This is a genomic window from Streptomyces violens (genome assembly GCF_000717745.1).
GTDB lineage: Bacteria > Actinomycetota > Actinomycetes > Streptomycetales > Streptomycetaceae > Streptomyces > Streptomyces violens.
Window position 1 is genome coordinate 420,312 of sequence record NZ_JOBH01000003.1, and the last position, 23,299, is coordinate 443,610.

The following is a 23,299-nucleotide window of genomic DNA, read 5'->3' on the forward strand; positions in this document are numbered from 1 at the left end:
CGCAGTCGGGAGGGCTGTGCCCTGTGGCCGTATGTGTCTGGCTCTGCGCACCCTGCGTCGATCGCCCAGGGAATGTGTCGGGTTGGCGTCGGTGTGGGGCAACCCCCTCTAACGGCTGGAGCGTTGACCGGCCTGCACATATGTTGCTGGTCCCTCGGCGAGAGCCGCCGAGACAACGCCCGCGAGGAGCGACAACCACACCGAGTGTGCCGGAGGGAGTCGTGCCCGGCGCCCGGAAGTAGCAGCTTCCGGGCGCCAGGACCGCCACCCCGAAGGGGCACGGATACACAACTGGAGCGGGTCGGCTGACCTTTTCGACGAGAGCGGCCGTCCCTCCCCACCTACGAGCGAGGAATTATCGCATGCCCGACAACGCCCGGGGAGGGGCGTCCGCGGCCCTGCCCGCCGAGGCACCCTGCGCCGGCATCCGCCAGCAGCATCTCGCCGAGCTGCTCGCCGACATGGCGCCCGGCACTCACACAGTGATGCGCGCCTGTTCACGACTGGACGGGGACGAACCGCACTACCTGAAGCTGGCCGCGGGCGAGCTGAGGCCCGCAGTTGAGCAGCACACTGTCGCTGCAAGGGGGCGCTGAGCATGGCGAGGATCCGTACGTTGAAGCCCGAGGCTTTCGCCTCGGAGTCGCTCGCCGAGGTGAGCGTCCACGCGGAGCGGACGTTCTTCGGTCTGCTGACCCAGGCCGACGACCGGGGCCGCTTCCGAGATCAGCCCGCCGTCATCGCCGGGCTGCTGTGGTCGCTGCGCCCCGAGCACGGCCCGGTCGACGTCGAGGATGACCTGACTCAACTCGCCGCCGCTGGACTGATCTGCCGCTACGAAGGCCCCGACGCCAAGCGGTACCTGCACATCGTCACCTTCGCCCAGCACCAGCGGATCAACCGGCCCAGCGGCATCCGCCACCCCGGCTGCCCGGTCCACGACTCCGAGGACCCCGCCGGGCAGGACGCGACGCAGACTCCAGGAGTCCTCCGTGAGCCCTCACGAAAGGCTCACGGAGGACTCACTGAGGGTTCAGTGAGTCCTCACCGAGCAGACCGTGAGCCCTCCGCGGACCGCGAAACCGCAGGTCAGGAGACACTCACTGAGTACTCAGTGAGTCCTCACGGAGGAAGCAGTGAGCCCTCCATGAGCCCTCACGGTCCGGATCTAGGACCTAGGAACGTGGATCTAGGATCTTCCCCTTCGGGGGGCGCAAGCGCCCCCGCGCCCGGCTCCGCCCCCACCCAGCAGCTCATCGGCGAGTACGCCGCCTCCTGCGCCCACCGCCCGCCCCAGGGCGTGCTCGGGCACCTGGGGCGCGAGGTCACCAAGCTGCTGAAGGAGGGCATCGCGCCCGAGCACATCCGCGCCGGGCTGGCCCGCCACCGGGCGAAGGGGCTGCATCCGAGCACCCTGCCGAGCCTGGTGCACGAGGCCATGAACGCCGCCAGCCCGACAGGTGGGTTGGTGCGGCCGGAATCCGCGCCTACCGTGCCCGGTCACCGGGCCTGGGCCAACCCCGCCAACCCTGCCGCCGCCTACGCCGAGGAGTTGTGATGCGCGACCACGACGCCCAGCCCGTGGGTGGCATCGCCCGGCGGCTGACCGGCATCCTGAAGGCCCGGGGCATCGACCCGAGGACACCGGTTGCCGACGAGGCCGAGCCCAGCCCCGCGCTGGAGGCGGCTCAAGCGCGTATCCCCGCCCGCTACCAGGACGCCGTCGCCGACCACCCGGCCGTCACCGCCTGGGTGAAAGAAGTCGCCGCTGCCGGACGCCGAGGACCGGACGGGGCCCCAGGCATCGCCCGGGGCCGGTCGCTGCTGATCGTCGGCACCACCGGCACCGGCAAGACCCACCAGGCGTATGGCGCCGTACGCAGCCTGTTGGCAGCCGGAGTCCGCCTGCGATGGAAGGCGACCACCGCCGCCGACCTGTACGCCGACCTGCGGCCGCGGCCCGGCCACGACGGCGAACGCGAACTGCAGGACCTGGCCCGCTGCCCGCTGCTGATCATCGACGACCTCGGCGCGGCCAAGGCGAGTGAGTGGACCGAGGAGATCACGATGCGGCTGATCGACCGCCGCTACACACAGATGATCCCGACCCTGGTGACCACCAACCTCGGCATGGCCGACCTGCGCGCCCACATCGGCGACCGCGTCGCCTCCCGGCTGACCGAGATGACCGACAAGGTCATCCTCGACGGCCCCGACCGCAGAAGGGCCATCGCGGCCGAGCGCCGCCGCCTCACCGCCGCCTGACCGGCACCGAACCTTCCCTCACGCACCACGCCCGGGCCCGCGCCTGCCCGAACGCGGCCCGAGGCCGACCGGAGACACCCATGTACCACCAGACCGCCGAGCCGCGCACCCTCGGCGACTACACCTGGCACAACCACGCCGCCTGCCTGTCCACCCCGGCCAACCCGGTCGACCCGGAGATCTTCTTCCCGGAACCGGATGAGATGGACCGCATCCGCGCCGCCAAGGCCCTGTGCGAACAGTGCCCGGTCCGCCAGACCTGTCTGGACGCCGCCCTGGAGGATGGCGACCGCGAAGGCATCCGGGGCGGAATGACCGAGGAGGAACGCGACCCGCTGCACCGCAATTTGCCCCACCGCCTGGACTACGCCCGCGTCAACGCCACCCTGGCCGGCCGCGACATCCATCTGACCGACGCCGAACGGCGCGCGGTCACCCGCGCCGCCTACCAGGCCGGCATCCCGGCCGGACGGCTCGCTTGGCTGCTGAAGGTCACCGAGGAGCACGCCGAGAAGCTCTACCGCCAGGTCCGCCGCGAGATTCGCAACCGCTCGGTCAACCGCAAGAACAGGGGCGACCTGTCCCTGGCCACGGCCCAGACCGACCACGACGACCTCGGGGCGGCCGCGTGACCCACACCGACGCCGCACCGGTACGCATCACCGGCTGGGACCGCGCCGCCATCGTCACCCTGGGCGGAGCTGGCTGCGCCCTGTCGTACGACGCGTTGCAGCAGATGGCCGTCGCCATCCACATCCGCGGACTGCTGACCTACCTCTTCCCGTTCGTCATCGATGGCTTCATCGGCTACGGCGTACGCGCGGTACTGGTCATGCGCAGCGCCTCCCTGGGCGCCCGCTGCTACGTATGGGCGCTGTTCGGCACCGCGACGGCAGCCAGCATCTGGGCCAACGCCCTCCACGCCGTCCGCCTCAACGACCACCTCAGCGGTGACGGTCTCCGGCTCGGTGACGTCACGGTCGGCGTGCTGTCCACCCTCGCCCCGCTGGCCCTGGCCGGCGCTGTCCACCTGTACATCCTCATCGCCCGCCGCGCGGGACAGCCCGGACACAAGGAGGCGGCAATCGCAAGGGAGACCGTGAGTGTCCGGACAGAGCGGGGCACAGTTGTCCCGGACAGTCGGTCGGGTCGGGGTGTCCCGGGCAGCCAAGCCGCTGTCCGGCCGGTCACCGGTCAGCAGTCCTCCGCGCTGTCCGCCGGGGTCTCCGCCCGGCCAATGGGCATCCGTCCGGACGTCCTGGACGAAGAGCCGGTCACCGCAGAATCCGAGCCGGTCAGCGCGTCCAAGGGCGCTCTGGAGCAGGGGCGTCGGAACGCGGCCCCCAGCGGAGAGCCCGGCACGAGATGCGGGCACACCGCCCCCACCGATGTGCCTGACCCGGAGGGCACCAGTTCGGCCGCAGCCGCTGAAGTGGACGATCTGCTGCGGATCGCCCGCCGCGCGGTCGCCGACACCGGAAAGCTGACCCGCAAGGTGGTCGCCGACGCCGTCCGTGGACAGCGGATCCCGCTGTCCAATGACCGACTGACCGAGCTGATGCAGCAGCTCCGCGCCGAGGCGGACAACCGGACGCTCCGGTCCACCGGCTGACCGCACGAAGCCATTCGGCGGACACCCCGCCCGGTCACTCCGGACACCGGTCAACCGGTCGCCGGCAGCAGGGTGTCCGCCCGGCCCGGTCACTTCGCCCACCCCGACGTTCCTGTCCTCCGCCGAGGAGCCCCTGTGCGCACTACGCCACCCACTACCGACGAGATCGACGCATGGATCGCTGTCCTGAGCGCCCACGGCCACCTGCACCACGCCGAGCCCGGCCCCGATGGGGCCTGGACGGTTCGGCGCACACCGTCGAGCAGGCCACGCACGCTGCACCACCCCGTCCTCGCCCTCGACTACATCGCCGAGGTCCTGCGCGAGGCACGCGTCGAAGCCGGAGACAACGCCCGATGACGACCCCGAACGCCTCGGACACCCCGCGCGAGGGGCACCCGTACGACCACCTGGCACGAGGCCGAGCAAGCTATACCTTGCGAAACTCCCTCGCCGGACAAGCCGCCGAGGGAGTTTCGCAAGGGCATGCCCCCGCCCCAGGGGAGACGGGGGAGGCCCGGCACCAGGAGGCGCCGGACTCTGGGACTGCGACCGAGGGCGGATCGCAGCTGGAGGGGGAGAAGACGCCGAGCGAAGCCGTCGAGACGCGTATGCGCCCACGCCTACGTCAGTCCCAGCAGCGCGACCGCGTACGCAGCGTCCGCCTGACCGCCGACGAACTCGCCGACGTTCAGCGCGCCGCCACCACGATGGGCATGCGGGTCGCCGGATTCCTTGCCGACGCCGCGGTGGCCGTGGCCCGCGCTCAGGGTGGTCCACACACCTGGTTGATGGACCAGCGCGCCGTCGTCGGAGAGCTGATGCGCGCTTCCGCCCAGCTCGCCCGCGTCGGCAACAACCTGAACCAAGTCGCCAAGGCACTCAACAGTGGCGGCCAAGCCCCGTACGCCGAAGACGCCCTCGCCCGTGTGTTGCGGGCGGCAGCCCGCGTCGAGGCCGTCGCCACTGAGATCGCTAAGCGCTGACGCGGTGGTGCCCGATATCTCTCTCGGCGATCGTACCTACGGCCTGCTCGCCTACCTCTATGGCCCCGGCCGCCGCGAGGAACACACCGATCCCCATCTGGTGGCCGCGTGGGAGTCGGGGCTAGCTCCCGACCCGGGCCGCGACCGGCAGGCGACGCTCAAGCAGCTGCAGGAGCGGCTCGACCTGCCGGTGCAAGCGGTACCGGAGCACCGCCGCCCGAAGCGACACGTGTGGCACTGCCCGGTCCGTACCGATCCCGGGGACCGGTACCTGACCGACGCCGAATGGGCCGAGGTCGCCCGCCGGGTCGTGCACGCCACCGGCATCGCCGAAGAGGGCGACGAGCAAGCCTGCCGCTGGATCGCCGTACGCCACGCCGACGACCACATCCACATCGTCGCCACCCTCAAACGGCGGGACGGCCGTGCCCCACGTCGGCACGACGACTTCAACCGCGCCCAGGCCGAATGCCGAGCCATCGAAGCCGACTTCGGCCTTCGCCAGCTCAACGCTGGTGACGGCACTGCCGCTAAGCGTCCCACCAGCGCCGAGCGCGCCAAGGCCGAACGCACCGGCCGCACCGCCACCTCGCGCGAGCTGCTGCGCGACTACGTACGCCAGGCCGTGGCTGGCGCCGCGAATGAAACAGAGTTCTTCCGCCGCCTTACCGAGGCCGGAGTACGCATCGATCAACGCCTCGCACCTTCCGGTGACGTCCTGGGATACAAGGTCGCCCTGCCCGGCGACCGCAACCGCCACGGCGAACCGATCTGGTTTGCAGGCTCCCGCCTGGCCCCCGATCTCTCTCTGCCGAAGATCCGAGACCGCTTCGGTGACGAGGGGGGAGCGGACGAGCGGCCGGCCGAGTCCCGTCCGCGTACACAACGTGGGGCACCGGCACGCGCACGACGCGCTGCTGCCGACCTCGTGGACCAAACGCCCTCCGCACTCGATGAAGGCGGTGAACCCGAGGTGGCCGCCCGCCTGTCGGGCTTGGGCGAAGTGCTCGACGCCCTCGCACAGACCTCCTCTGCCTCGACCCGACAGCAGACCATCGAAGCCGCCCGCTCCTTCGAGCGCGCCACCCGATGGCACACCCGCGCCGAACGCGCAGAACATCGCGCCGTGCGCTCGGCCGCCCGCGGCATCATCCGAGCCGGCACCGCCCTGGGCCGCGGCGAAGACGGCGGCGCCACCGCCATGCTCCTGTCCACCCTCATCCTGGCCACCATCGCCGCCGCTCGCTGGCACACCGCCCGCCATCACGCCCAGCAAGCAGCCGCCGCCCACCAAGCCGCCCAACACCTGCGCACTGCATACCGCACCACCGCGACCATGCCGATGCGCGCCATGCGCGACCACGGACGACGCCTCCCCGGCCCAGCCCGACACCGCCACCAGGGCACCGTCGAAGCAGTCCTTCCTAACCAGACCGACGAGATGCGCTGTGAACACGGCTTCGACGCCCTCCTGGCCACCCTCGACCAGGCCCAGCACGCCGGACACGACCCAGAGGCTCTCCTGCAACGCGCGGTTGCTCACCGCGAACTGGACACCGCCGACAACATCACGGACGTCCTCGTCTGGCGCCTACGCCGACTCGGCAACCTCCCCGCACACCCCCCTCGCGCCCGCACCACTGCCAAGGCCGCGAAGCAGCAGGCGCGAACCGCCCGGCCGCATACCGCCACACCACCCCGGACTCGGGCCCCACCCGAGCACCGGCCTCGGCGCTGAACCAGCAGGGCAATGCGCTGGACGCCGCCGGCATCACCTGTTACGGCTGATCAAGAACCACAAGGAGAACAATGCACGCGATCGCCAACAACCAGTTCGCCAGAGTCACCGTGCCGAGAGCCTCTCAGGGTGACGACCCGCTGCTGCGACTGCAGCAGGAGACCGAGGAGGACCGCCCCCGGATTCGCTTCACCACCCACCCCGACCCCATCACCATCACCGGCATCACCGTGATGTGCCCAGCCTGCGCCGCCCGCCGCGACTGGATGGTCATCTGCGACGTCCCCGGCCGCGTATTCCTCCGCTGCCGCTGCGCACACCAGTGGCACGAACCCGAACTCACTCGCGCCGACTTCGACGCCATGATCGGTGACCCTGACCGGAAGTACCCCAGCCTTGAAGCCGCCGCCCGCCACACCGGACACGACGGCACCCTGGCTGGTACCTACCTCACCGGCGATTTCGACATCGGCGAGTAAATCTGACAGAGGAAAGGATCAGAATCTGGAACCTCAACATCTACTGCAACTCCCTCCATAGCTCGGCTGATGATGCTCGTAGTCCTCGCCCTTTCACCGTTCAGCTGAGATTGGGGCTGAGCAGGGTGGTTGCCTTGGGGTATAAATAAGATTAGGTGGCCTTTCTATCTCAACAAGGAGACTGGACGGTCGAGAAGGTCAGGAGTTTGGGTGCGGGGCATCGGCAACGCCAACGCCTCGACATCACCGGAAGGTGTGAAGCGTCGAGCCGAAATAAGGGTGATCGCTTACATTTTTCGGTGTTCTTGAGGAACTCCGCGATCAGAGGTGAAGAGAATGAGCGAGCGCAGTGCGTCAGTTGAGGGTGAGGCTGTCCCCGAGGGCGTCCATGCTGTTGTTGACAGCTATCTGAACGGTCTCGGCTCCCATCTCAGTCGTATGCTCAATAACCAGGCCACCGTTCCTCACGATGTGCGGGAATGGGTGCACAAGCAGTTGTATGCGGCAGCGCGTGTCACCTATCATTGCGAACAGCTGAATGCTTTCCTCGTGGCCTATGCAATCAACTCCGGAATCTCGAAGGATGACGTGTCATGGGCAATGGATCGGCCAGCGGATGAACTTGGTATCTTCACAACTGTCACATCTCAGAGGCTGCTCCAGGGCGTACTCGGAGAGGACCCCAAGGATCATGACGTCGAAAGCGTAGAGGATCACTTTGTGGCCAGGTCTGTGGTGGAGCATCGAAGCGAGCATCGTAGGCTCGCCGATGAGCTGATGGAGCTATTGCTTCTCCACCGGACCCCGCGCCATGCCGCAAGAGGCCTGTATTGGGCCAGTGACAAGACGAGGACAGCCATCCAGAACGGCTGGTACATCCAGGCCAAGCGTGGGCCGGGGAGGAAGTCGGACGATGATGCTTCCGGGGCGATGGAGACCGCCTCTCCGCCCCACCAGGTTGCTCGATCGTCCGTAACACCGCAAAGGTCGGCATAAGACAGTCACCTCCCACGCGTTTAAAGTGGACCAATCCGCCCTGACTCGTGCGCGACCCGCCCCAGGCGCTGTGGCCCAGGAACTGTCCGTGGGTATGGCCGGTGCGGAGGGGGCTGTGCTGCAAGCGGCTGGACGAGCCGTCCGGGCCTGTAGGAGTCGACCGCAAGGCAGCCGAACGCCGGGGCCCCGCGAGCGGTGCTTGCGGGGCCCCGGCGTTGTGAAGGGGGTGGTGCCGCCGTATGGAGACCGTTGATCTAATGCCGTCTTGTCGGCCAGCCGCAGGTGCAGATGAGAATGGGGGAGTGGAGCGCGGCTTCCTTCAGGGCCAGCTCAGTTTTGTGCGGACGGCGGGCGGGAGGACGCCTTCCTGGCCGCTCTCAGCGATATAGACCGCGCCTCGATCCGCCCCGGTGAGAGCCATTACTCGGCCGATGCGGTGGGCGTAGGGCCAGTCAGGATTGATTGCGAGGTAGACCGGTAGGTCGTGGTCGAGGATGTGCAGTTGGTGGAGCAGCTGCCCGACGGTCACAGCGTGTGGCACGAAGACCTCCGTGTTGTTCTTTGGCCTGCGATTCTCGCGGATATCCGTACGTTGACTTGGACTGGGCCCGTCGATCCAGTCGGTGGCAGGGCGTCTGCCATTGGCGAACGCGAGGTGCAGCGGCCGGCCCCGCTTTGCTTGGGTAAATGCAACGAGTGCTCCCCTGCTGGCTGGAATCGGGGACGTTCACCGTCGGGGGCGGGCTGCCTTGCGGGTGGAAGTGTCGCCGCCGGCGCGCGATGGCGTCGGTGCCGTCTGCGGCTGCGGGTGGGTGACAGTGGTGCGGATACGGGCGGCATGGGCCCGCTTGGCGCCGGGTCGGCTGCACGCTGTACGGCGGCGGTGACCGCCGTCTGCTTGGCCTCCAAAGGAGTGGGAGCCCGCGGATGCGAGGAGGCTTCGGCCTTCACCGGGTTGAGACGCACCAGGTGCTCGATGTCACGGTGGAGCATGTGTCGTTCCCGTACGACGGGGGTGGGGTCGCTCATGGCGGCCGCGGTGGCGGCGATGAGGTGGTGCGGAGTGCCGACGCTGAAGGACGCCTCCGCGCGGGTGGCCCAGCCTTGCGGTCCGGACCACAGCAGTACTCGTTCGTCCAGGCGGCCGTAGCTGTGGCGGTCGATGAACACCCCGGCCTGTCGATCGGGCGCGAGGACCTCCACCGTGCCGCGTTCGGCCGGCCCGTGGGTCCATCCGGCATCCAGCAGGGGCTGGACGCTGTCAGCCCAGTACACCGATGTCGGTGTGAGGAAGCGGTCGCTCTCAGGGCTCCAATCCTCGGCGAGGGCTGAGGTGAGGCCGACGACGATCTCGGGTGGGAAGGCGTGGTTGAAGGTCGCCTGCCAGCGGGGTGGCGAGACGGCGTCCTGGGCTGCGGTGATCTTCCACAGGTCGTAGTTGTCGCCGAACCAGCCGATCTTGATGCGGTGGTCGGGGGAGGTGACGAGGAGCTGGCAGGGGCCGTCGTCGAAGGTGTGGTGCGGCCAGTGGGCGACCGGCTCGAGGCCGGGATCGCCGGCGTAGCCGGAGCCGGCGAGGTAGCGAGGTGTGACGCGGTACTCGTTCCAGTGCTCGATGTTGTACTCGGTGGGCATCAGGAAGGTTTCTCTCGGGTACGCCGTTGCGCTGTCAGCGCTGGTGGCGGGGGCGTTGTGGGGACGGCGCCGTGGCCGCGGCTGTCTGGGGGCCGTTTGGCCGTGTTCGGTGCGGGCGCGAGTCGTGCGGGCGGCGCGGGCTCGCCGGGCGTGCGGTTCGGACTCGGTATGCCGGCGCTCGCGTTGCAGCCGCCAGGCTGCCGCGCGGTACGCGGCGTGGTCCTTCCGCTCGCCCACGGCCAGGAGAAAGATCTCCCGCTGGTGCTGGGAGGAAGCGGGTGCGTCGCGGAGGTCGGCCAGCGCGTCGGGATGGGTGGCGAGGCGTAGCGGGCACTCATCAGCGGCTGCGCTTCGTACGGCCCGTGCTCGGCGCGATCGCCGGTCCCCGGCTGGGAGCGGTCGGGCTTGGGCCGGACGAACTTGTGGTGGTGCGGGCGCGGGCGGCTGCCGCCCGGCGACCGAAGCCATCCTGCGGCTCAGGGGCGAAGGGCAGTGGCGAGTCGCGGGTGCGCATCCAGGTGCCTGCGGCTTCGGCGGTGGGGAAGGCGCCTTCGCGCACGGTGTAGGTGGCGAAGGAAGGCACGGTCTCTTCGAGGAAGATCCGGTAGGGCTTGGCGGCCGCATGGGGGTGGTGGTCGTACAGCAGGGTGCTGACCTGGATACCCTCGTCGAAGTTGCCGGGGTTGTCGGTGTAGTGGTCCAACAGCGTGTACCGGCCCTCGGGGTGGTGGCGCAGCTGGCGCTCCAGGCGGGTGGTAAGTGCGTCGGCCGGGCGCGGGCTCACCGAGCCGTCCGGCTCGATCGCCTCGGCCGGGCAGCCCCGGTGGATGAGCCAGTGCTGGGTGAGGGGGACGGTGGGTAGGCGGGCGGCATCGAAGGTGAACCTGCGGGCGTCCAGGTCGCGTTCGATGTGCATGCCGAGGTACTCGGCGGTGCCGGGGAGATCCCAGATGGCGGCGCCGTCGTAGAGCAGGAGGAAGCTGTGCCGTCCGTCGGCGGTGTGGTGGGCGGCCAGTCCCGCGTAGGTGTCGTCGCCGAGGGTGACCCAGTGGAAGTCGTCTTCGACGCGGCTGGAGGCGGGCTCGAAGCCGTCGATGCGGTAGTCGGGCGCGGCCACGTCAGCCGCCGTCCGCAGCGGGTTCGGGGCCGGCCAGCAGGCGGTGGTTCGGCCGCGTGGGGCTGGTCATGCACGCGGCGAACGGCCCATCAGGTGCCCGGAGCTGGAGGAGGGCCGGGTCGAGGTGGTCGCGGTGCCAGGTGGAGGGCCCGGCGAGGCCGGCCTCGTCGTCGGTGTACTGCTGCCAGGCCAGCCACAGCGCGTGCAGCCGCACAACGGCTTCGGGGTGCTCGTGCCACTGGTGGCACCAGGGGCGGCTGGCGGTGATCTCGCGGCCGTATACCGGCAGTAGCAGGTCGTACACCCAGGTCGCCAGCGCTGCCAGCTCCTTGGTGTAGGCACGGCCTGTGAGCGCCATGATGCAGGACGATGACGCCCCCTCGGCACCGGTCTCTTCAGTCGGTGGTGAAGGGACGCCCTTCTGCGGTGTGGACTGTTCGTCAGTGAGGCGGCTGAGGACCTCGGCCTGTTGCTGGCCTTGCGCCACGAGCGCGCTGACCGTGGCGGCGAGGTCGTCCAGGTCGTGGTCCGGTATCCGCACCGGGCCGCTGTCATCGGCGGACTCCGACATTGATGCCCCCTTCGTACTCGGGTGGTGGGGCGTCGATGATCCGCAGAAGGATCGGCTTGGCCCGGCTGGGCAGCGGGGTGTAGGAGGAGCCTCCTCAGCCGGCCATGTAGTGGCGGCAGGCGGACATGGACGGGGCGAGAAACCGCAGCGCCTGAGCGGCTTGTTGCGGAAGGACCACGTTGTCCGTTGTCCGTTGTCCAGTACCGGGAATCCCACGAACCGTAGTGAGAGGCGGCCCACCTCGTCGGTCATCGGTGCGGTGTTGGCCGGACCGGCCCCTCTTTTCGGGCCAGATCGTGCCGGGAAAAGAAACCCGACGGCACTTCTCTTTGATTCCTTCGTAGGATCGGCTTATGAGTGCTGAGGCTGATGATGTGGAGCGGCTGATCGCGGCCTGGGACCGGGTCGAAGCGTGGCTTCAGGCGCACGCACCGGCCTCCGCGGCGCTGCTGCGCCCGCCGGCCGGGGACGCAGACATCACCGCGGTGGAGGCGGCCATGGGCGTCGAGCTTCCGGGGGTGCTGGCGGCCTGGTACCGGATCCATGACGGTATCGACGAGGGCCATGGATCCGGGATTCTGCCGTCCGACAAGACGATGTTGTCGCTCGACCAACTGGTGGATGAGTACCGGACCCGTACCCAGGACTGGGAGCGGGAGACGGGCATTCTGCCGTTCGCGCGGAAGGCTGGCGACATCTGGTCAGGCTGGTATGTGGACGCGCGCGAGGGCGAGTCCTCGTACGGCAATCTGGGGCACTGGTCGGTGGACGGTGGGGACGAGCCGTTCCCGTCGGATGCGAACGGGTGGCCGCTTGCCGACTGGTTGGCAGAGATGGCCACGGCATTGGAGGAGGGCCGGTGTTTGCAACTACCGAACGGGGCGGACGACAGGAATGACTGGCCAGTCCTTACCGGTAGCCGCGGTCTGGCCTGGATTGATCCAAGGGATCCCCGGTTGTTCCCCGACGGGATGATCAAGCTGGACGGTCCCCTCTAAAGCCAGTGGCCCGAGAGCAGGGTGCTCCCGGGCCACCACCCAGCGGGCAGTTTCTTACGCCGCTTACGCCTTAGGAACCGTGCACTTCACGGTTGTCTGGCTGGCGTCGCAGTGCTCGAACTCGGGGAACCTGACCCAGTATTTGTCCTCGTCCAACAGGTGGTACTTGCCGGCCCCGGCGAAGGTGCCGGGGAATCCGGCCATCGAACCGGAGTTGATCCAGCCCGACATAGTGGAGCGCCCACAGACTTCCTTCCAGGTCGGTGCGGCCTCGCGGATGTCGTCGTACAGGTGCCACTCACCCTGCTTGACGCGGGTGGCGTAGGTCTGCACACAGGCGTCGCCCGAGGTGACCTCGTTCAGGCCGCCAATGCTGGCGGGCATCCCACCGGAGTTGTAGGTAGAGGCATAGGCGAATTCGTCACACGACGGAGTGTCCGTCGGTTTGATCTCCGGCAGCAAGGTGGCGTCCGGATTGCCATAGACGCTTGCCCAGCTCTTACCGTCACTGCCCTTGGGGCAGATGACGTCCCGGTTCCTCTGCGGGTCATGATTATGGGCGTTCTTGCTTGCCTGCGGGAGGTACTTCATCGGCTTGCCCGCGCTCTCACTACCCGGGTGGTTGGGCAGCTTCGACTGGATCAGCCAGCCGTGCGCGACAGCGGCCGGATACTTCTTGAAGTTCATCACCCAGGTGGGGATGTACTTGTGGAACACGCAGCCCGGCTTGGTGGAGGCGATCGTGTCGCAACGGATCTGGGCGTCCACGGCCTGCCAGCGGATCGCCGAAGGATTGGCGACCGCAGCGTAGCCGGTGATCTTCGCGCTCAGGTCGAGCATCTGCGACGTGTCCGCCGTCGTGCCGCCGTTCCAGGTATGCGTGATCGATCCCTCGGCGGTGTGCCAGTCGCCGACGGTCCACTCCAGCGCGCCGTCCCACTTCTGCGAGGTGTTATCGGTGGCGCAGTCCGTGGCGAGCAGACAGTCCATTTCCACGTTCAAGGTGACCGAGACGAACTTCTCGTCCAGCGTCACGGGCACAAGGGTGATCTTTTCCTCGATGGTGCCGGTGGTGGGAGACAGCTTGTACTGCTGACCGACCGCCCACGAGGCGTTCAGTATCTCACCGGTGGGCTTGCCGTCCTTGACGACGATGCCCTCGTACTCATAGTTGAAGCCGCCGATGCAGGCTTCAGTGCGCTTGATGTGTGAGTTGGTGTACGTGGCGCACCAGTTGGCGAGATCAGCCATTTTCATGGCCTTGGTGAGGGCCTTCTTCGTCGCCGCGCTATGGTCCGGCACGATGCGTGAGCAAGGCTGGATGCCGGTCTTCTGGTTGAGTTCGCCGCAGTGCCAGCCGTCGCTGGTACGCAAACCCTTGTTCAGCGGCGGCTGAGTGGGCTCCACGGCGCGCATCGCCGGCTGGTCGATCTGCTGCGGCTCCTGGTAGTCCTCGAGGTTCACCGCTGCAGCGCCCTGATCTGGTTCGGGCAGCTTGATGTCCACCACGCGGTCACGGATCTTGAACTTGGCCCAGGGAGACCACTCGGTCTCGTACAGGCCGCCGTCGTAGGCGGAGGTGTGGAAGGTGTAGGTGACGCCCGGCTTCAGCTTGCCGTACGGAACCTTGACTTCGGCTGTCTTACCGGATGCCACGTAGTCGGACACCAGAACGCCGTACTGGCTGTCGTCGAGCTTGACCTGTGTTTTCGGGTTGCCGTTGGCGTCGGTCGTGTAGACCTCGAAGGTGAGGTTCGCCTTGTCCCCGTCGGGGTCGGTCACTGTGTTACGCAGGACAGCTTCAGTGGTGTTGACCTGCCACACCCCGCTCACGTCGGTGAAGGTCGGGCCGGCCTTGGGGGTCTTGCCCGAGACCGGACGGCTGCCGGCCCGGATGTTCTTCTCCGGACCTGCTGCTGGGCGCGACGAGGGCGCGGAGTCGGGGTCAGTGTTGGGAATGAAGGCGGCCTCGGGTGCGGCGGTTGCTACCCCGGATCCGAGAAGCAGGGCAGCCGCGGCACCCATGGCTATGCGAGTCAGGATGCCTCTTCGCTTGGTTAATCTGGACACGTAGTTGTAGTCCTCGCTCGTCGTGATTGGATTCGTCGCGCCACTGGCTTTCTTAGGCGCTATCGAACACACGTAGCAACGTCACCTATTCGGACATCTCAGCCTGTTCGATAGATGCCGGATGTGACGCTGCGCACGGTTGTAGAACACCCGGTCACGATTGCGTTGCACTCTCCGCTGTGGGGTGAAATGCCGTGTGCTGGCAGCGCAACTACCGGTGTGTGCTCCGCCCAGAGGACGAGGACACCCGCCCATCAAGAAGGGCTCCTCCGAAGGTTCGGCCGAGGTGCGGAGGAATGGCGTGTCGCTGTGCTCGGGGGAGTTTTGGCCTCGGTGTATTGCGTTGGGCTACGCGCAAGGGCGGCGGCGGCACGGGCCGGCGACAGCCCGGTAAGCGCCTCCGCCGTGACTGGCTCAGTGCCGGGGCCGGCATCGGCGGCAGCCCGACGTCGACGCACTTCATCGAGCGGGCCGAGAGCGGTAAGGGTGTGGCTGATGACCTGGCCGGGCGCCAGTGTTTCGCTCCCGGCCAGGTCACGGGCCTGCTGCGCACAGGCGGCAGCCGTGCGAAGCAGCGAGGCGTCGAGGATCTGCTCCCCGAAGTAGCCGGCCGAGCCTCCGGCTGCGGTATCGCACAGGCAGCGCACGCGGTCGGCATCCAGTGTGCCGTCGACGAGGGCGCCGCGGCGTTGGCATTCCCACAGCACGGTGAGCTGGTCGACCGGCTCACCCCGGTGGTGCAGTGCGCTCAGCGCGCGGTAGATCTGCCTGTGGCCCGAGTCGGCGAAATCCTCGGGGCGCAGCCATCCGACCACGTCACCCAGCTGCCGTGGGTAAGCGGTCAGTGTGCCCAGTAGGAATTCCTCGTCGGCCGGTACCCGCCCATCCGCCCTGTCCCCAGGAGCCGCGGACGCCGCCTGCGCTGTTCCTGGTCGAGCGACGACTTCGCTGCCCCAGCGGCGGCCGAGGTCATCGAGTACCTCGTACAGGACCTGGGCGTGGCGCAGGGTCTCAGCGACACCGGTGCCGCGGGCAGCATCGGCGCGCGCGCCGTGGTACAGGCGCTCGGCGTGCTCGGTGACGGTGCGGCGGATCGCACCCTCCAGCACCATCCGTCCGTAGAGCGGCGCGTGTGCCGGACGTGGGCAGGCCGATACCAGGGAGTGCATGTACGAGGCGGTGAGGCCGCGCGTGTGTGCGCTCGCCCGTGCGAGCGTGTCGTTGACCCAAGCCAGTGGGACCGGTGCGTCCGGTGGCGCCTTAGTCGCGGGATGGTCTTCGGCGCGCAGGTCGAGCATGGCGGCGTACAGGGCGGAGTGCGCGGGCCGGTAGAAGTGCTCGGGGCGCAGCCATCCGGAGAGGCGGCCGAGCTGGCGTGGCTCCAGGAGCACCGCGCCCAGGACGGCCTGCTCGGCCTGGAACAGCGGCGTCATCACGGTCACGCCTGCTCCATGCCGGCAACGGCGCGGTTCGCTGCATCCAGATCAGCGGCGTGACGGTCAAGAGCGCGCGAGAGCGCGTCGTCTGAGGGGACGGCGCCGCTGCGGGCGTCGAGCCACCAGCGACCGCCCCGGTACACGGCGGCGGTACCGGCAAGCCGGTTGGAGACGTACGGGGGCAAGGGGGAAGAAGGCACGGGACACCTCGGCGGGAGACAGAAGCCGGCGGGTACGGGGGCTGGTTGGGCGTCTCGTCGGGGCGCGGTGCGGGGCGTCCAGGGTCATGCGATGGGTCCGTACGGGTGGTGGGACGGGCCCTTGGCGAGGGCTCGTTCGGTGATGGCGGCCGTGGCCTTCTTCGAGGCAGCGCCGAGCCGTTCGGCGTCCGGTTCGCGGTACCAGGGCTTGAGATCGAGCAGCGTGGGGCGGATACCGGTCGCCAGTAGCAGCGCGGAGCCCTTTGGCAGCGCGCGGATTGCGTCGGCGGGCAGGACGCGTTCTTGCCGCATGGAGATGGAGAAGGACTTGCCGGACTCGCTGGTGGAGACCGACACGGTCTGTACGTCACGGTCGCCGGCGAGGCGGGAGAGCTTGTCGGCGAAGTCGGCGTCGTCGATGCCGGAGCCGATCAGCTTGATCGTCGCAGCGGACCACAGAGCGTCCATGCCGGTGTCGCCCCACACCCGCTGGCCCTGCCGGTAGGACTGCAGGATCGTGAGCGGGATGACGCCGCGGGAGCCGAGGTGGGAGTAGAGGTCGGGCAGGTCCTGGATGCGGCAGACGTTCGCCGCCTCATCCAGGATCGCCAGCATCGGTGGGTCCAGGCGTCCGCCTGCGCGCTCGGCCTGGACGACGGCGGAGCGCATTACCGCGTCGGCTGCGGCGGCGATGATCGCCGAGGCGGAGCCGCCGCCGTCCTTCGACAGCAGGAAGAGGGTGTCGCGGCTGGTGGAGAACGCCTCGGGCTTGAACTTCCGGAGCTTTGAGTGGCCTTGGGGTGGGGTGACCCAGGCGGCGATCCGCGGGTCGAGCAGGCAGCTGGCGTACTGGCGCGCGGTCTCGAAGATGCCGTCCCGGGTCTCCACGGCTCCGGCGACGGTGCCCTGCAGCTGGGTGGCGACGGCGTCCAGGCCGGCATCGGTGAGCAGATCGATCGGAGTACGGTCGGCTGGGGAGGCCAGCCACGCGGTCACCTCGGTGACCGGGCGACCGCCGCGGGCGGCGGCGAGGAAGAGCGCGGTGAGGGTGTTGGCGGCGGCGGTGGACCAGAAGTCCCCGGCGCTGGATTCGTTCACGCTGGCGGTAACGAAATGCTGGGCCAGCCGACGCGCTCCGGCCAGGTCGTGGGCGTCGGCGAGGATGTCCCACCACATCGTCTGCTCGGCGTGCGCGATCTGCTGCGGATCCAGCGTCCACACCGCCCCCACGCGGGAGCGTTCGTCGACCGTCGCGGTGAAGGCGTCGTTGGCCGCCTTGTTCGAGGTGAGCAGCACGGGCCCCGGCGCCCGCAGGATCGCGGGGATTGCCAGGCTGGAGGTCTTGCCCGAGCGCGGCGCCATGATCGCCAGCATTACGTCCTCCCAGGAGGCGCGCACCTCTGACGCACCGGGCTGGAGAGTGCCGAGGAGGACACCGCGGTCATCAGGAGCGACGGCCTTGGGCCGGACACCGCTGAGGCTGGCGCGCAGGCCGGTCGCCTTCGCGGCCGCCTTCTTCGCCAGCAGGTCGCCCAGGTCCCGCGGGCTGGCCAGACCGCGCGGGTTCGCACGGAAACGCAACCACAGCTTCACGCCGATGGCCGCGCCCGTCGCCAGCAGCAGCGTCGGAATGCCATAGCAGCCGAGCAGAAGGCTGGCTCGGGGAACGTGGGGCCACAGCTGGTCGGGGTGGAACAGGGCTTGTGTCGGCTCGTACGGCATCCACGGGCCGGAACCGAGGAAGGTGTTGGCGATATTGCCGAACAGCCAGGCCAGGGAGCCGCCGCCGAGGCCGACGGCGGCCAGGGCGAGCAGGAGGTAGAGCAGGACGTCCGTGCCGGTGGTGGTCGATGGCGTCCTGGTACGCGCAGCAGGCAAAACGAAATCCAGAGACGTATTGAGAGGAGGCGGAGGAGCGCGGGGCGAGGAGGGTGTTCTGGAGGTGGTCACGGAGGGCCTCCTAGCGGTGGCGGCGCGAGGACGGGGCGGATGCCGAGGGCCGTGCGGGATGAGCTGGCTCAGCGGTGGGCGGGGGCGCAGCTGATCGCTGGGGCGCGGTTGCGTTGTAGCGGGTGACGCGCTCCCGCCAATGCGGCGGCTCGGGCGGGCCCAGCTCGCGCAGCTGCTCGGGCAGGCCCAGTCCGCGCAGTTCCTCGCGGGCGTCGTCCAGCTCTTCCCGGAGGTCGGTAAGCGCGGCGGAGGCCTCTGCGAACCGGTAGTGCAGCTCCCAGCCGTCATCGGTCTCGGACGCCCGGGCCTGCTCGGCGGCGGCATCGAAGAACTCGCTCAGCCGCGCCAGCACGCCGAAATCCGGGTGTAGCACCTGATCGGCGTGGTGCTTGGCGCGGTCATAGGTGTGGGAACCGAGCATCTGCGCCGTCCCGCACCTGGCGACCAGCGGTGTACTTCTCCTTGGCATCGGGCAACGGGTTCGGCATTGAGCGGCATCCTCAGAAGTGCGGGTTCTCGGTGGGCCGGTCGACGTCTGCGGCGGCTTCGATGAGTTCGGGCAGATCGGCCGGGTCGGCATCGCGGTTGTCGATCCACCACCCGGCGCGAGTGACGGGACGGACCGCGTCCTCGATGGCCTCCCAGGCGTCCTCGCCCAGCTCGCCTTCGCTGACCAGCGCGGTGTAGGCGGTGGCCACCAACTGATGGCGGCAGCGAGTGGCCCAGCCGACAGCGCGCTCGCTGCCCTCCAGCGGCGGCATCCGGTACTGCTCGGCCCACCTCTCGGCCTTGGCCGCCTCCTCGGCGCGCTTCTTGGCCAGCCACTCCGCCGTCGACTCGATGCCCTCCTCGCGGGTGGCGCGCCAGCAGTCGGTGCAGTCGCGGTCGGCGAGCCAGCGGGCGTAGCCGGCACGCTGATCGGCCGGACGCGCGGACAGATCGACTTCCATGCTGTGGCCGCAGGCGTGGTCAACGGCCCAGATCTTCTTCACGGGCACGGCAAGTTCCTTCCAGCAGTAGGGGCGGGGTGGTTCAGTGGGCTCGTCGGGCGGCCGATGCTGCGGGCGACAGATGCTGGGTGGCCTCTGGCGGGGGCGCTTTCGCCGCTGCAGCTGGGCGGTGGGGTGAGGAGGCCGTGGCGGCGTTGGAACGGGCACGCGCCCGACCGGCGTCCTGCGTGACCGGGGGCAAGGCATCGAGGTATTGGGAGACGTGTGTGAGGCGGTCGCCGAGAACTTCGATGTGCTCGGCGATGTTGCGCAGGTGATGCGCCAGCGCGGGCCCGTCCGGCTGGTCGAGCCGGTCGCACCAGGTCGCTGCGGCCCCGATGAATTGCTGCAGCTCGGGAATGGCGCCGGCAGGGCCCTCGACGGGGCGGCGCAGCCAGTCCGCGACGTCCGTAGGTTCCTCCAGCGTCGGCAACGCAGCGGACAGGCCGGCCAGAGACGTGTGCGGAGAAGGGCCCGGCGGCGGCTTCCGTTGCGGGCCGGTGGTCACGACCCGGGGGTCGGCTGCGACCGACAGGCCCGCCGCCTGGAGTTTCCGGTTGCTGGCGGCCACCGCTTGGACGGCGACGTGGTGTTCGGTGCCGGGCGGCAGCAGGTAGATGTCGCGCCGGAGGTCGTGGGCGAAGCCGTGTTGGCGCAGTACCTCATCAACCAGGGCGTTGTTCTCGGCTGCGGCTGCGGCCACTCCGAGGTCGGGGATGACGCCGAAGGCCACGCTGGGCTTCACTGTTTCTTCGGATGCAGGCACAGAATTGTTTCTCCGATTGCGGATGTCGGGAGCGAGCGGTCCACTGGATTGCATTGGGCGCGGGCTGGCAGGCCAATGCACCGGCAGAGGTGAGCGGCTCGGCGGCAGGCGTCGCTCGTGTGGGATGACAGCGGGCCAGGATGGTGCACGGTAAACGGGGATTTGGCGGTGCCGAAGATCGGTGCTAGCGCGAACGGGGCCCAGCCCGGCCCGACGGTCGGGTAGTGGCGGGTCTGCGGCGCTGGATGCCGTGGTTACGCTGACGGCGGTGGTGGACCGGGCACGGGCGGCCTCGACCTGCGCCGTTCGCGCCGACCCGGCAGCCGGGTGAGCGCGGGCTGCCTGGTTGATTTCGACTAGGGCGTGCATCGAAAACGGATCTCGTGCGCGAAGTGATCTTGTGTCGTGGCGCGTGGAGACCTATCGGATGCGCAGTGGGCCGTGCTGGAGCCGCTGTTGCCCAGAGGGGAGAAGCCGGGGCGTCCGCCGACGTGGATGAAGCGGCAGCTCATCGGCGGGATACGGTTCCGGACCCGGACGGGCGTCCCGTGGCGGGACGTACCAGAGCGGTACGGGCACCCTGGGGGCGGAATCGGGAGGAGAATGACAAGGGTGGTCATCGGCTCCCGAGCCCCCGGAGCGTGCAATGTCTCTTCCCGATTCTTCCCCAGCCGGTCTGGAGGTCTGCTGGACCTCCAGACCGCCTGGTGTGCGACTCACTGGTGCCCTCGATGCGGCCAGCGATGCGAAGTTAGAACAGTGCTTGGCCGAATTGTCGGACCACCTCGGGCCGGTTCGGAGGTGTTCGCTCATGCTGCTGATGAGCGCAGTTACCGGCTGGAAGTCGCGCAACTGGTAGGAGGGGAAGGCCCGTGCACCGATGCCTACCTGCAACGCAGGAGCGTGGAAACGGATGTACAGCAGGCGCCGGACAGTGGCTCGTCTTTGCGCAGACGGCCGGCGAGCTCGGCATCTGCCAGGCGGTGGCGGTGCCGTTGCTGATCGCCGACCACGCGGCGGTCGGCGCCATGGATCTCTACCGCACTGCCTCGTCCCGGTGAGCGCGGAGGAACGCAGCAGGCTTGAGGCGTACGCCCGCATTCTCGCGCTCCTGGCTCTGGCGCCCACCCCGTACTGATCGGCTGGGAAGAGACAGTCCCGGAGGCCGGCCCTGTGGGTTATCCGCCTGCCGTGCACCAGGCGGCCGGCGGCGTCGCCGAAGCCAGCCATGTCACCGTCGCTGACGCCCTGGCCCGTATGCGCGCCCACGCCTTCAGCCACCGACAGCTCCTTGAGGATGTCGCCCGCGACATCCTCACCCAGCAGCTACGTCTCGAGGAAGACCGCGACTCTCCGCCTGGCTAATCGCCTCGCCTGCCCTCTGGGAACCCTGCACCGGAGGCCAGCATGGCGCTTCCCGGTTCGGGAAGCCTGTTCCCATGGCGGTGGAAGGGGGCCCGCTGCGGCAGCGGTTGGACGGCACGATGGAGTGCGCCGAAGGACTCGTGCGGACGGCTCACCAGGTGATCGAGAAGGGTCAGGGCTTGCGTGACGAGAGCGGTCGCCTGCGGCGTGACCTTGCCTGAGGGACCAGGAGCGTCGGTCCCTGCCGCGACGTTGATTCAGGGCCTGGCTGAGTGGTCAGGCCACTTGTGGCATCACGTAGCCGTGAGCGATGTAACGGCGCGCGGTGGGCTGGGCCTTGCGGCGCTTGAGGCGCCTGGTCACCAAGGTGGTGGCCGCCCAGGTGATCAAGGATTCGCTCATCTCGGGAGCCGTTCGTCGTCCCGCAGTGACGGCGGTCCCGCATGGATCCACGACCAGCTTCGTTCGACCACCCACCTGCGCGGGAGGACGACGAAGCCTTTCGCGCCTGGCGGGCGACGTACCGTTTTTATGGTGATGTCGAGGTAGGTCTTGGCCCAGGCCATCAGCTTCCCGGCGTAGGCGGAATCGGCCAGACAATGGCGATCGCGGGGTAGGCGGGTGACGTCCATCCCACTGCCGACCCGCAGCGCGCGGTCCTATTTCTCCTTGGGGGGCCAGGTGCGGGTGCGCATGACTTCCCGGGCGACGTGGTGGAGCCTGACGCGGTGTGAGCGGGCGTGGTTGCGCAGGATGGTGAAGGCGGTGTTGGAGTCGGTGTCCAGGTGGCCGGCGAGGAAGCCCTTGGCCTGCTCGATGATCAGGCGGGTGTGGAAGGCACCTTGCAGTTGGTCGACCAGGATCTTCTGGTGGGTGAGGGTCTGGTGGGTGGTCAGGGCGATGGCGGCGGTGTCGGCCAGGGCCTGGGCGTAGGTGCAGTCGGTGGCGGTGAAGGGGCTGGCGTCGCTGCGGTAGAAGACCAGCACACCGCGGATGGTGAGGCCCTGGCGCATCGGGGCGGCGTACAGGGCGTGAAAGCCGGCATCGGTGGCAGGCGAGCGCTGCTGGGGCCAGGCGGAGGCAGCAGCGGACAGGTCGGCCACCGAGACGGCGTCTCCGCTGGTGTAAGCGGCAGTACTGGGCCCGCTGGCGTGCGCGGCGTGAGCGGCGAAGAAGGCGGCGGCGGCCGAGGAAGCAGCCACGGTCTCCAGGGCCCCGTCAGCATCGGGCATTTCCATACTCAAAGCGCTGCCCGGCACCAGAAAGGCGGCGTGCTGCAGCACCAGCGCGGCGTGCAATTCCAGATCGAACGGGACGTCGCTGGAGCTGGTCAGCGCCAGCAGCGCATCGACCAGGGCCTGCTGCCGTGGTTCGCCCGGCGCTGGGGAACCAGAAGTCATGGCAGATCCTCCACGGAAAGCCGCCGCTTGAGGAGGTCGTCGGCCACCTCGGCCAGCGGGCGCTGTGTGACGAAGGCGTGCGCACGCAGCCGGGCCAGCGCCTGATCCGGATCCAGGTCCAGGCGGGAGACGAGGAACCCGACCCCTTGAGAGATCACCGCGAGCGGCGGCGGGATGAGGGCAACCTCGTCGTCGTCCTGATCGGAGGTGATCAGGGTGTGGGCGTCGTGCAGCAAGAGCACCGCTGCCGCTGTCGCGTAGGCGGTCGCCCGGTCGTCGACAGTTCTCCTGGGGTTGCGCGGTAGAGCGAGAGCACCGCCACCACCTGTTCGTGCAGCAGCACCGGGAAGGTGAACACCGCCCGGATGCCTGCCTCCCACGCCTGCCCGGCGAACACCGGCCAGTGCTGCGCGGGCCCACCCGCCTCCAGGTTCTCCGCCAGGACCGGCCGCCGCTCCACGTGCGTCTCGATGCAAGGGCCCTCGCCCAGGTCGAACTGCAGGGCTTCGCCCGGTTCGGCCAGCCAGCCATGCGTGCTGACAGTCATCCGGGCCCCGGCCGTGGGATGTATCGCCACGGTCAGCCCCACGGCATCGATACCCGGCACCACGCGCTGGCAGTGCTCGGATACCTCGACCAGTCCTCCCCGTGATGTCAGCATGGCCACCAGCATGGCCACCAGCTCCGTATCCGACGATGCCGCCCCGCTCATCGGGGGCCTGGCCC

At 68.9% G+C, this 23,299-nt stretch carries 27 protein-coding genes; 13 read left to right on the forward strand and 14 right to left on the reverse strand.

From position 1 onward, the window contains the following. Positions 1-362: 362 nt before the first annotated feature. The 10 genes from IF04_RS0108480 (at position 363) to IF04_RS38620 (ending at position 8,076) form a co-directional block, all read left to right on the forward strand. Complete coding sequence (locus tag IF04_RS0108480; RefSeq protein WP_030253064.1) at positions 363-596, forward strand: hypothetical protein; 234 nt, start codon at positions 363-365, stop codon at positions 594-596. 2 nt (positions 597-598) lie between these two features. Continuing rightward, positions 599-1,558: a hypothetical protein gene (locus IF04_RS0108485; RefSeq protein ID WP_030253066.1), complete on the forward strand. Its 960-nt coding sequence runs from the start codon at positions 599-601 to the stop codon at positions 1,556-1,558. After that, on the forward strand, positions 1,558-2,265 hold the full coding sequence (locus tag IF04_RS0108490; RefSeq protein ID WP_030253068.1) for an ATP-binding protein: 708 nt from the start codon (positions 1,558-1,560) through the stop codon (positions 2,263-2,265). Before IF04_RS0108485 ends, IF04_RS0108490 begins: the two co-directional genes overlap by 1 nt. Positions 2,266-2,345: 80 nt before the next feature. After that, a complete protein-coding gene (locus tag IF04_RS0108495) occupies positions 2,346-2,897 on the forward strand; it encodes a WhiB family transcriptional regulator (RefSeq protein WP_037958638.1) in 552 nt (183 codons plus the stop codon). Next, positions 2,894-3,877: a DUF2637 domain-containing protein gene (locus IF04_RS0108500; RefSeq protein ID WP_030253075.1), complete on the forward strand. Its 984-nt coding sequence runs from the start codon at positions 2,894-2,896 to the stop codon at positions 3,875-3,877. Before IF04_RS0108495 ends, IF04_RS0108500 begins: the two co-directional genes overlap by 4 nt. 135 nt (positions 3,878-4,012) lie before the next feature. After that, the gene (locus tag IF04_RS0108505) at positions 4,013-4,237 is read left to right on the forward strand and encodes a hypothetical protein (protein WP_030253077.1); all 225 of its coding nucleotides are present in this window, start codon (positions 4,013-4,015) and stop codon (positions 4,235-4,237) included. A 251-nt stretch (positions 4,238-4,488) separates the two neighbouring features. After that, on the forward strand, positions 4,489-4,863 hold the full coding sequence (locus IF04_RS40350; protein ID WP_211259777.1) for a plasmid mobilization protein: 375 nt from the start codon (positions 4,489-4,491) through the stop codon (positions 4,861-4,863). Between the two features lie 4 nt (positions 4,864-4,867). After that, complete coding sequence (locus IF04_RS0108515) at positions 4,868-6,601, forward strand: relaxase/mobilization nuclease domain-containing protein (RefSeq protein WP_030253082.1); 1,734 nt, start codon at positions 4,868-4,870, stop codon at positions 6,599-6,601. Positions 6,602-6,672: 71 nt separating this feature from the next. Beyond that, positions 6,673-7,080: a hypothetical protein gene (locus IF04_RS0108520; protein ID WP_030253084.1), complete on the forward strand. Its 408-nt coding sequence runs from the start codon at positions 6,673-6,675 to the stop codon at positions 7,078-7,080. A gap of 336 nt (positions 7,081-7,416) precedes the next feature. Then, entirely contained in the window at positions 7,417-8,076 is a 660-nt protein-coding gene (locus IF04_RS38620; protein WP_157847619.1) for a hypothetical protein, read from the forward strand. Positions 8,077-8,395: 319 nt separating this feature from the next. Here the strand turns inward: IF04_RS38620 and IF04_RS0108535 are convergent, their stop codons facing one another. The 4 genes from IF04_RS0108535 to IF04_RS0108555 form a co-directional block, all read right to left on the reverse strand. After that, complete coding sequence (locus IF04_RS0108535) at positions 8,396-8,617, reverse strand: hypothetical protein (RefSeq protein WP_030253086.1); 222 nt, start codon at positions 8,615-8,617, stop codon at positions 8,396-8,398. After that, the gene (locus IF04_RS0108540; protein ID WP_078599999.1) at positions 8,602-9,711 is read right to left on the reverse strand and encodes a DUF317 domain-containing protein; all 1,110 of its coding nucleotides are present in this window, start codon (positions 9,709-9,711) and stop codon (positions 8,602-8,604) included. Before IF04_RS0108540 ends, IF04_RS0108535 begins: the two co-directional genes overlap by 16 nt. A 337-nt stretch (positions 9,712-10,048) precedes the next feature. Then, positions 10,049-10,828 (reverse strand): hypothetical protein, encoded by a 780-nt coding sequence (locus IF04_RS0108550; RefSeq protein WP_051830878.1) that lies wholly within the window; start codon positions 10,826-10,828, stop codon positions 10,049-10,051. A 1-nt stretch (position 10,829) separates the two neighbouring features. Continuing rightward, positions 10,830-11,399 carry a DUF4913 domain-containing protein gene (locus IF04_RS0108555; protein WP_030253092.1) on the reverse strand — a complete coding sequence of 190 codons (570 nt, stop codon included), beginning with the start codon at positions 11,397-11,399 and terminating at the stop codon, positions 10,830-10,832. Between the two features lie 353 nt (positions 11,400-11,752). Between IF04_RS0108555 and IF04_RS0108560 the strand changes: the two genes are divergently transcribed. Continuing rightward, complete coding sequence (locus IF04_RS0108560) at positions 11,753-12,397, forward strand: SMI1/KNR4 family protein (RefSeq protein ID WP_030253095.1); 645 nt, start codon at positions 11,753-11,755, stop codon at positions 12,395-12,397. Between the two features lie 63 nt (positions 12,398-12,460). Here IF04_RS0108560 and IF04_RS0108565 read toward each other — a convergent pair whose 3' ends face one another. The 6 genes from IF04_RS0108565 to IF04_RS36515 form a co-directional block, all read right to left on the reverse strand. Further along, positions 12,461-14,422, reverse strand: coding sequence for a hypothetical protein (locus IF04_RS0108565; protein ID WP_030253097.1), 1,962 nt, complete (start codon positions 14,420-14,422; stop codon positions 12,461-12,463). 299 nt (positions 14,423-14,721) lie between these two features. Next, positions 14,722-15,900, reverse strand: coding sequence for a DnaB-like helicase N-terminal domain-containing protein (locus IF04_RS0108570; protein ID WP_030253099.1), 1,179 nt, complete (start codon positions 15,898-15,900; stop codon positions 14,722-14,724). Between the two features lie 287 nt (positions 15,901-16,187). Then, entirely contained in the window at positions 16,188-17,981 is a 1,794-nt protein-coding gene (locus IF04_RS0108575; RefSeq protein WP_030253101.1) for a type IV secretory system conjugative DNA transfer family protein, read from the reverse strand. Between the two features lie 82 nt (positions 17,982-18,063). Continuing rightward, positions 18,064-18,522, reverse strand: coding sequence for a hypothetical protein (locus tag IF04_RS0108580; protein ID WP_157847620.1), 459 nt, complete (start codon positions 18,520-18,522; stop codon positions 18,064-18,066). A 31-nt stretch (positions 18,523-18,553) separates the two neighbouring features. Then, a complete protein-coding gene (locus IF04_RS0108585) occupies positions 18,554-19,051 on the reverse strand; it encodes a hypothetical protein (RefSeq protein ID WP_030253103.1) in 498 nt (165 codons plus the stop codon). Between the two features lie 34 nt (positions 19,052-19,085). Continuing rightward, complete coding sequence (locus IF04_RS36515; RefSeq protein WP_157847621.1) at positions 19,086-19,808, reverse strand: hypothetical protein; 723 nt, start codon at positions 19,806-19,808, stop codon at positions 19,086-19,088. Positions 19,809-20,249: 441 nt separating this feature from the next. Between IF04_RS36515 and IF04_RS39595 the strand changes: the two genes are divergently transcribed. Then, positions 20,250-20,810 carry a transposase gene (locus IF04_RS39595; RefSeq protein WP_245654330.1) on the forward strand — a complete coding sequence of 187 codons (561 nt, stop codon included), beginning with the start codon at positions 20,250-20,252 and terminating at the stop codon, positions 20,808-20,810. Positions 20,811-20,981: 171 nt separating this feature from the next. After that, entirely contained in the window at positions 20,982-21,173 is a 192-nt protein-coding gene (locus IF04_RS38625; protein ID WP_157847622.1) for an ANTAR domain-containing protein, read from the forward strand. A gap of 398 nt (positions 21,174-21,571) precedes the next feature. On the opposite strand, the gene IF04_RS37215 is transcribed toward IF04_RS38625, so the two are convergent. The 4 genes from IF04_RS37215 to IF04_RS38635 are packed head-to-tail and all read right to left on the reverse strand — an operon-like array spanning position 21,572 to position 23,252. Beyond that, positions 21,572-21,805 (reverse strand): transposase, encoded by a 234-nt coding sequence (locus IF04_RS37215; protein ID WP_078600003.1) that lies wholly within the window; start codon positions 21,803-21,805, stop codon positions 21,572-21,574. 27 nt (positions 21,806-21,832) lie between these two features. Continuing rightward, positions 21,833-22,573, reverse strand: a complete 741-nt coding sequence (locus tag IF04_RS36520; RefSeq protein WP_051830882.1) for a GAF and ANTAR domain-containing protein — start codon at positions 22,571-22,573, stop codon at positions 21,833-21,835. After that, a complete protein-coding gene (locus IF04_RS38630) occupies positions 22,570-22,815 on the reverse strand; it encodes an ANTAR domain-containing protein (RefSeq protein WP_157847623.1) in 246 nt (81 codons plus the stop codon). Before IF04_RS38630 ends, IF04_RS36520 begins: the two co-directional genes overlap by 4 nt. Continuing rightward, positions 22,785-23,252, reverse strand: coding sequence for a GAF domain-containing protein (locus IF04_RS38635; protein ID WP_169746118.1), 468 nt, complete (start codon positions 23,250-23,252; stop codon positions 22,785-22,787). The genes IF04_RS38630 and IF04_RS38635 overlap by 31 nt, the downstream gene beginning before the upstream one ends. Positions 23,253-23,299: the final 47 nt, after the last annotated feature.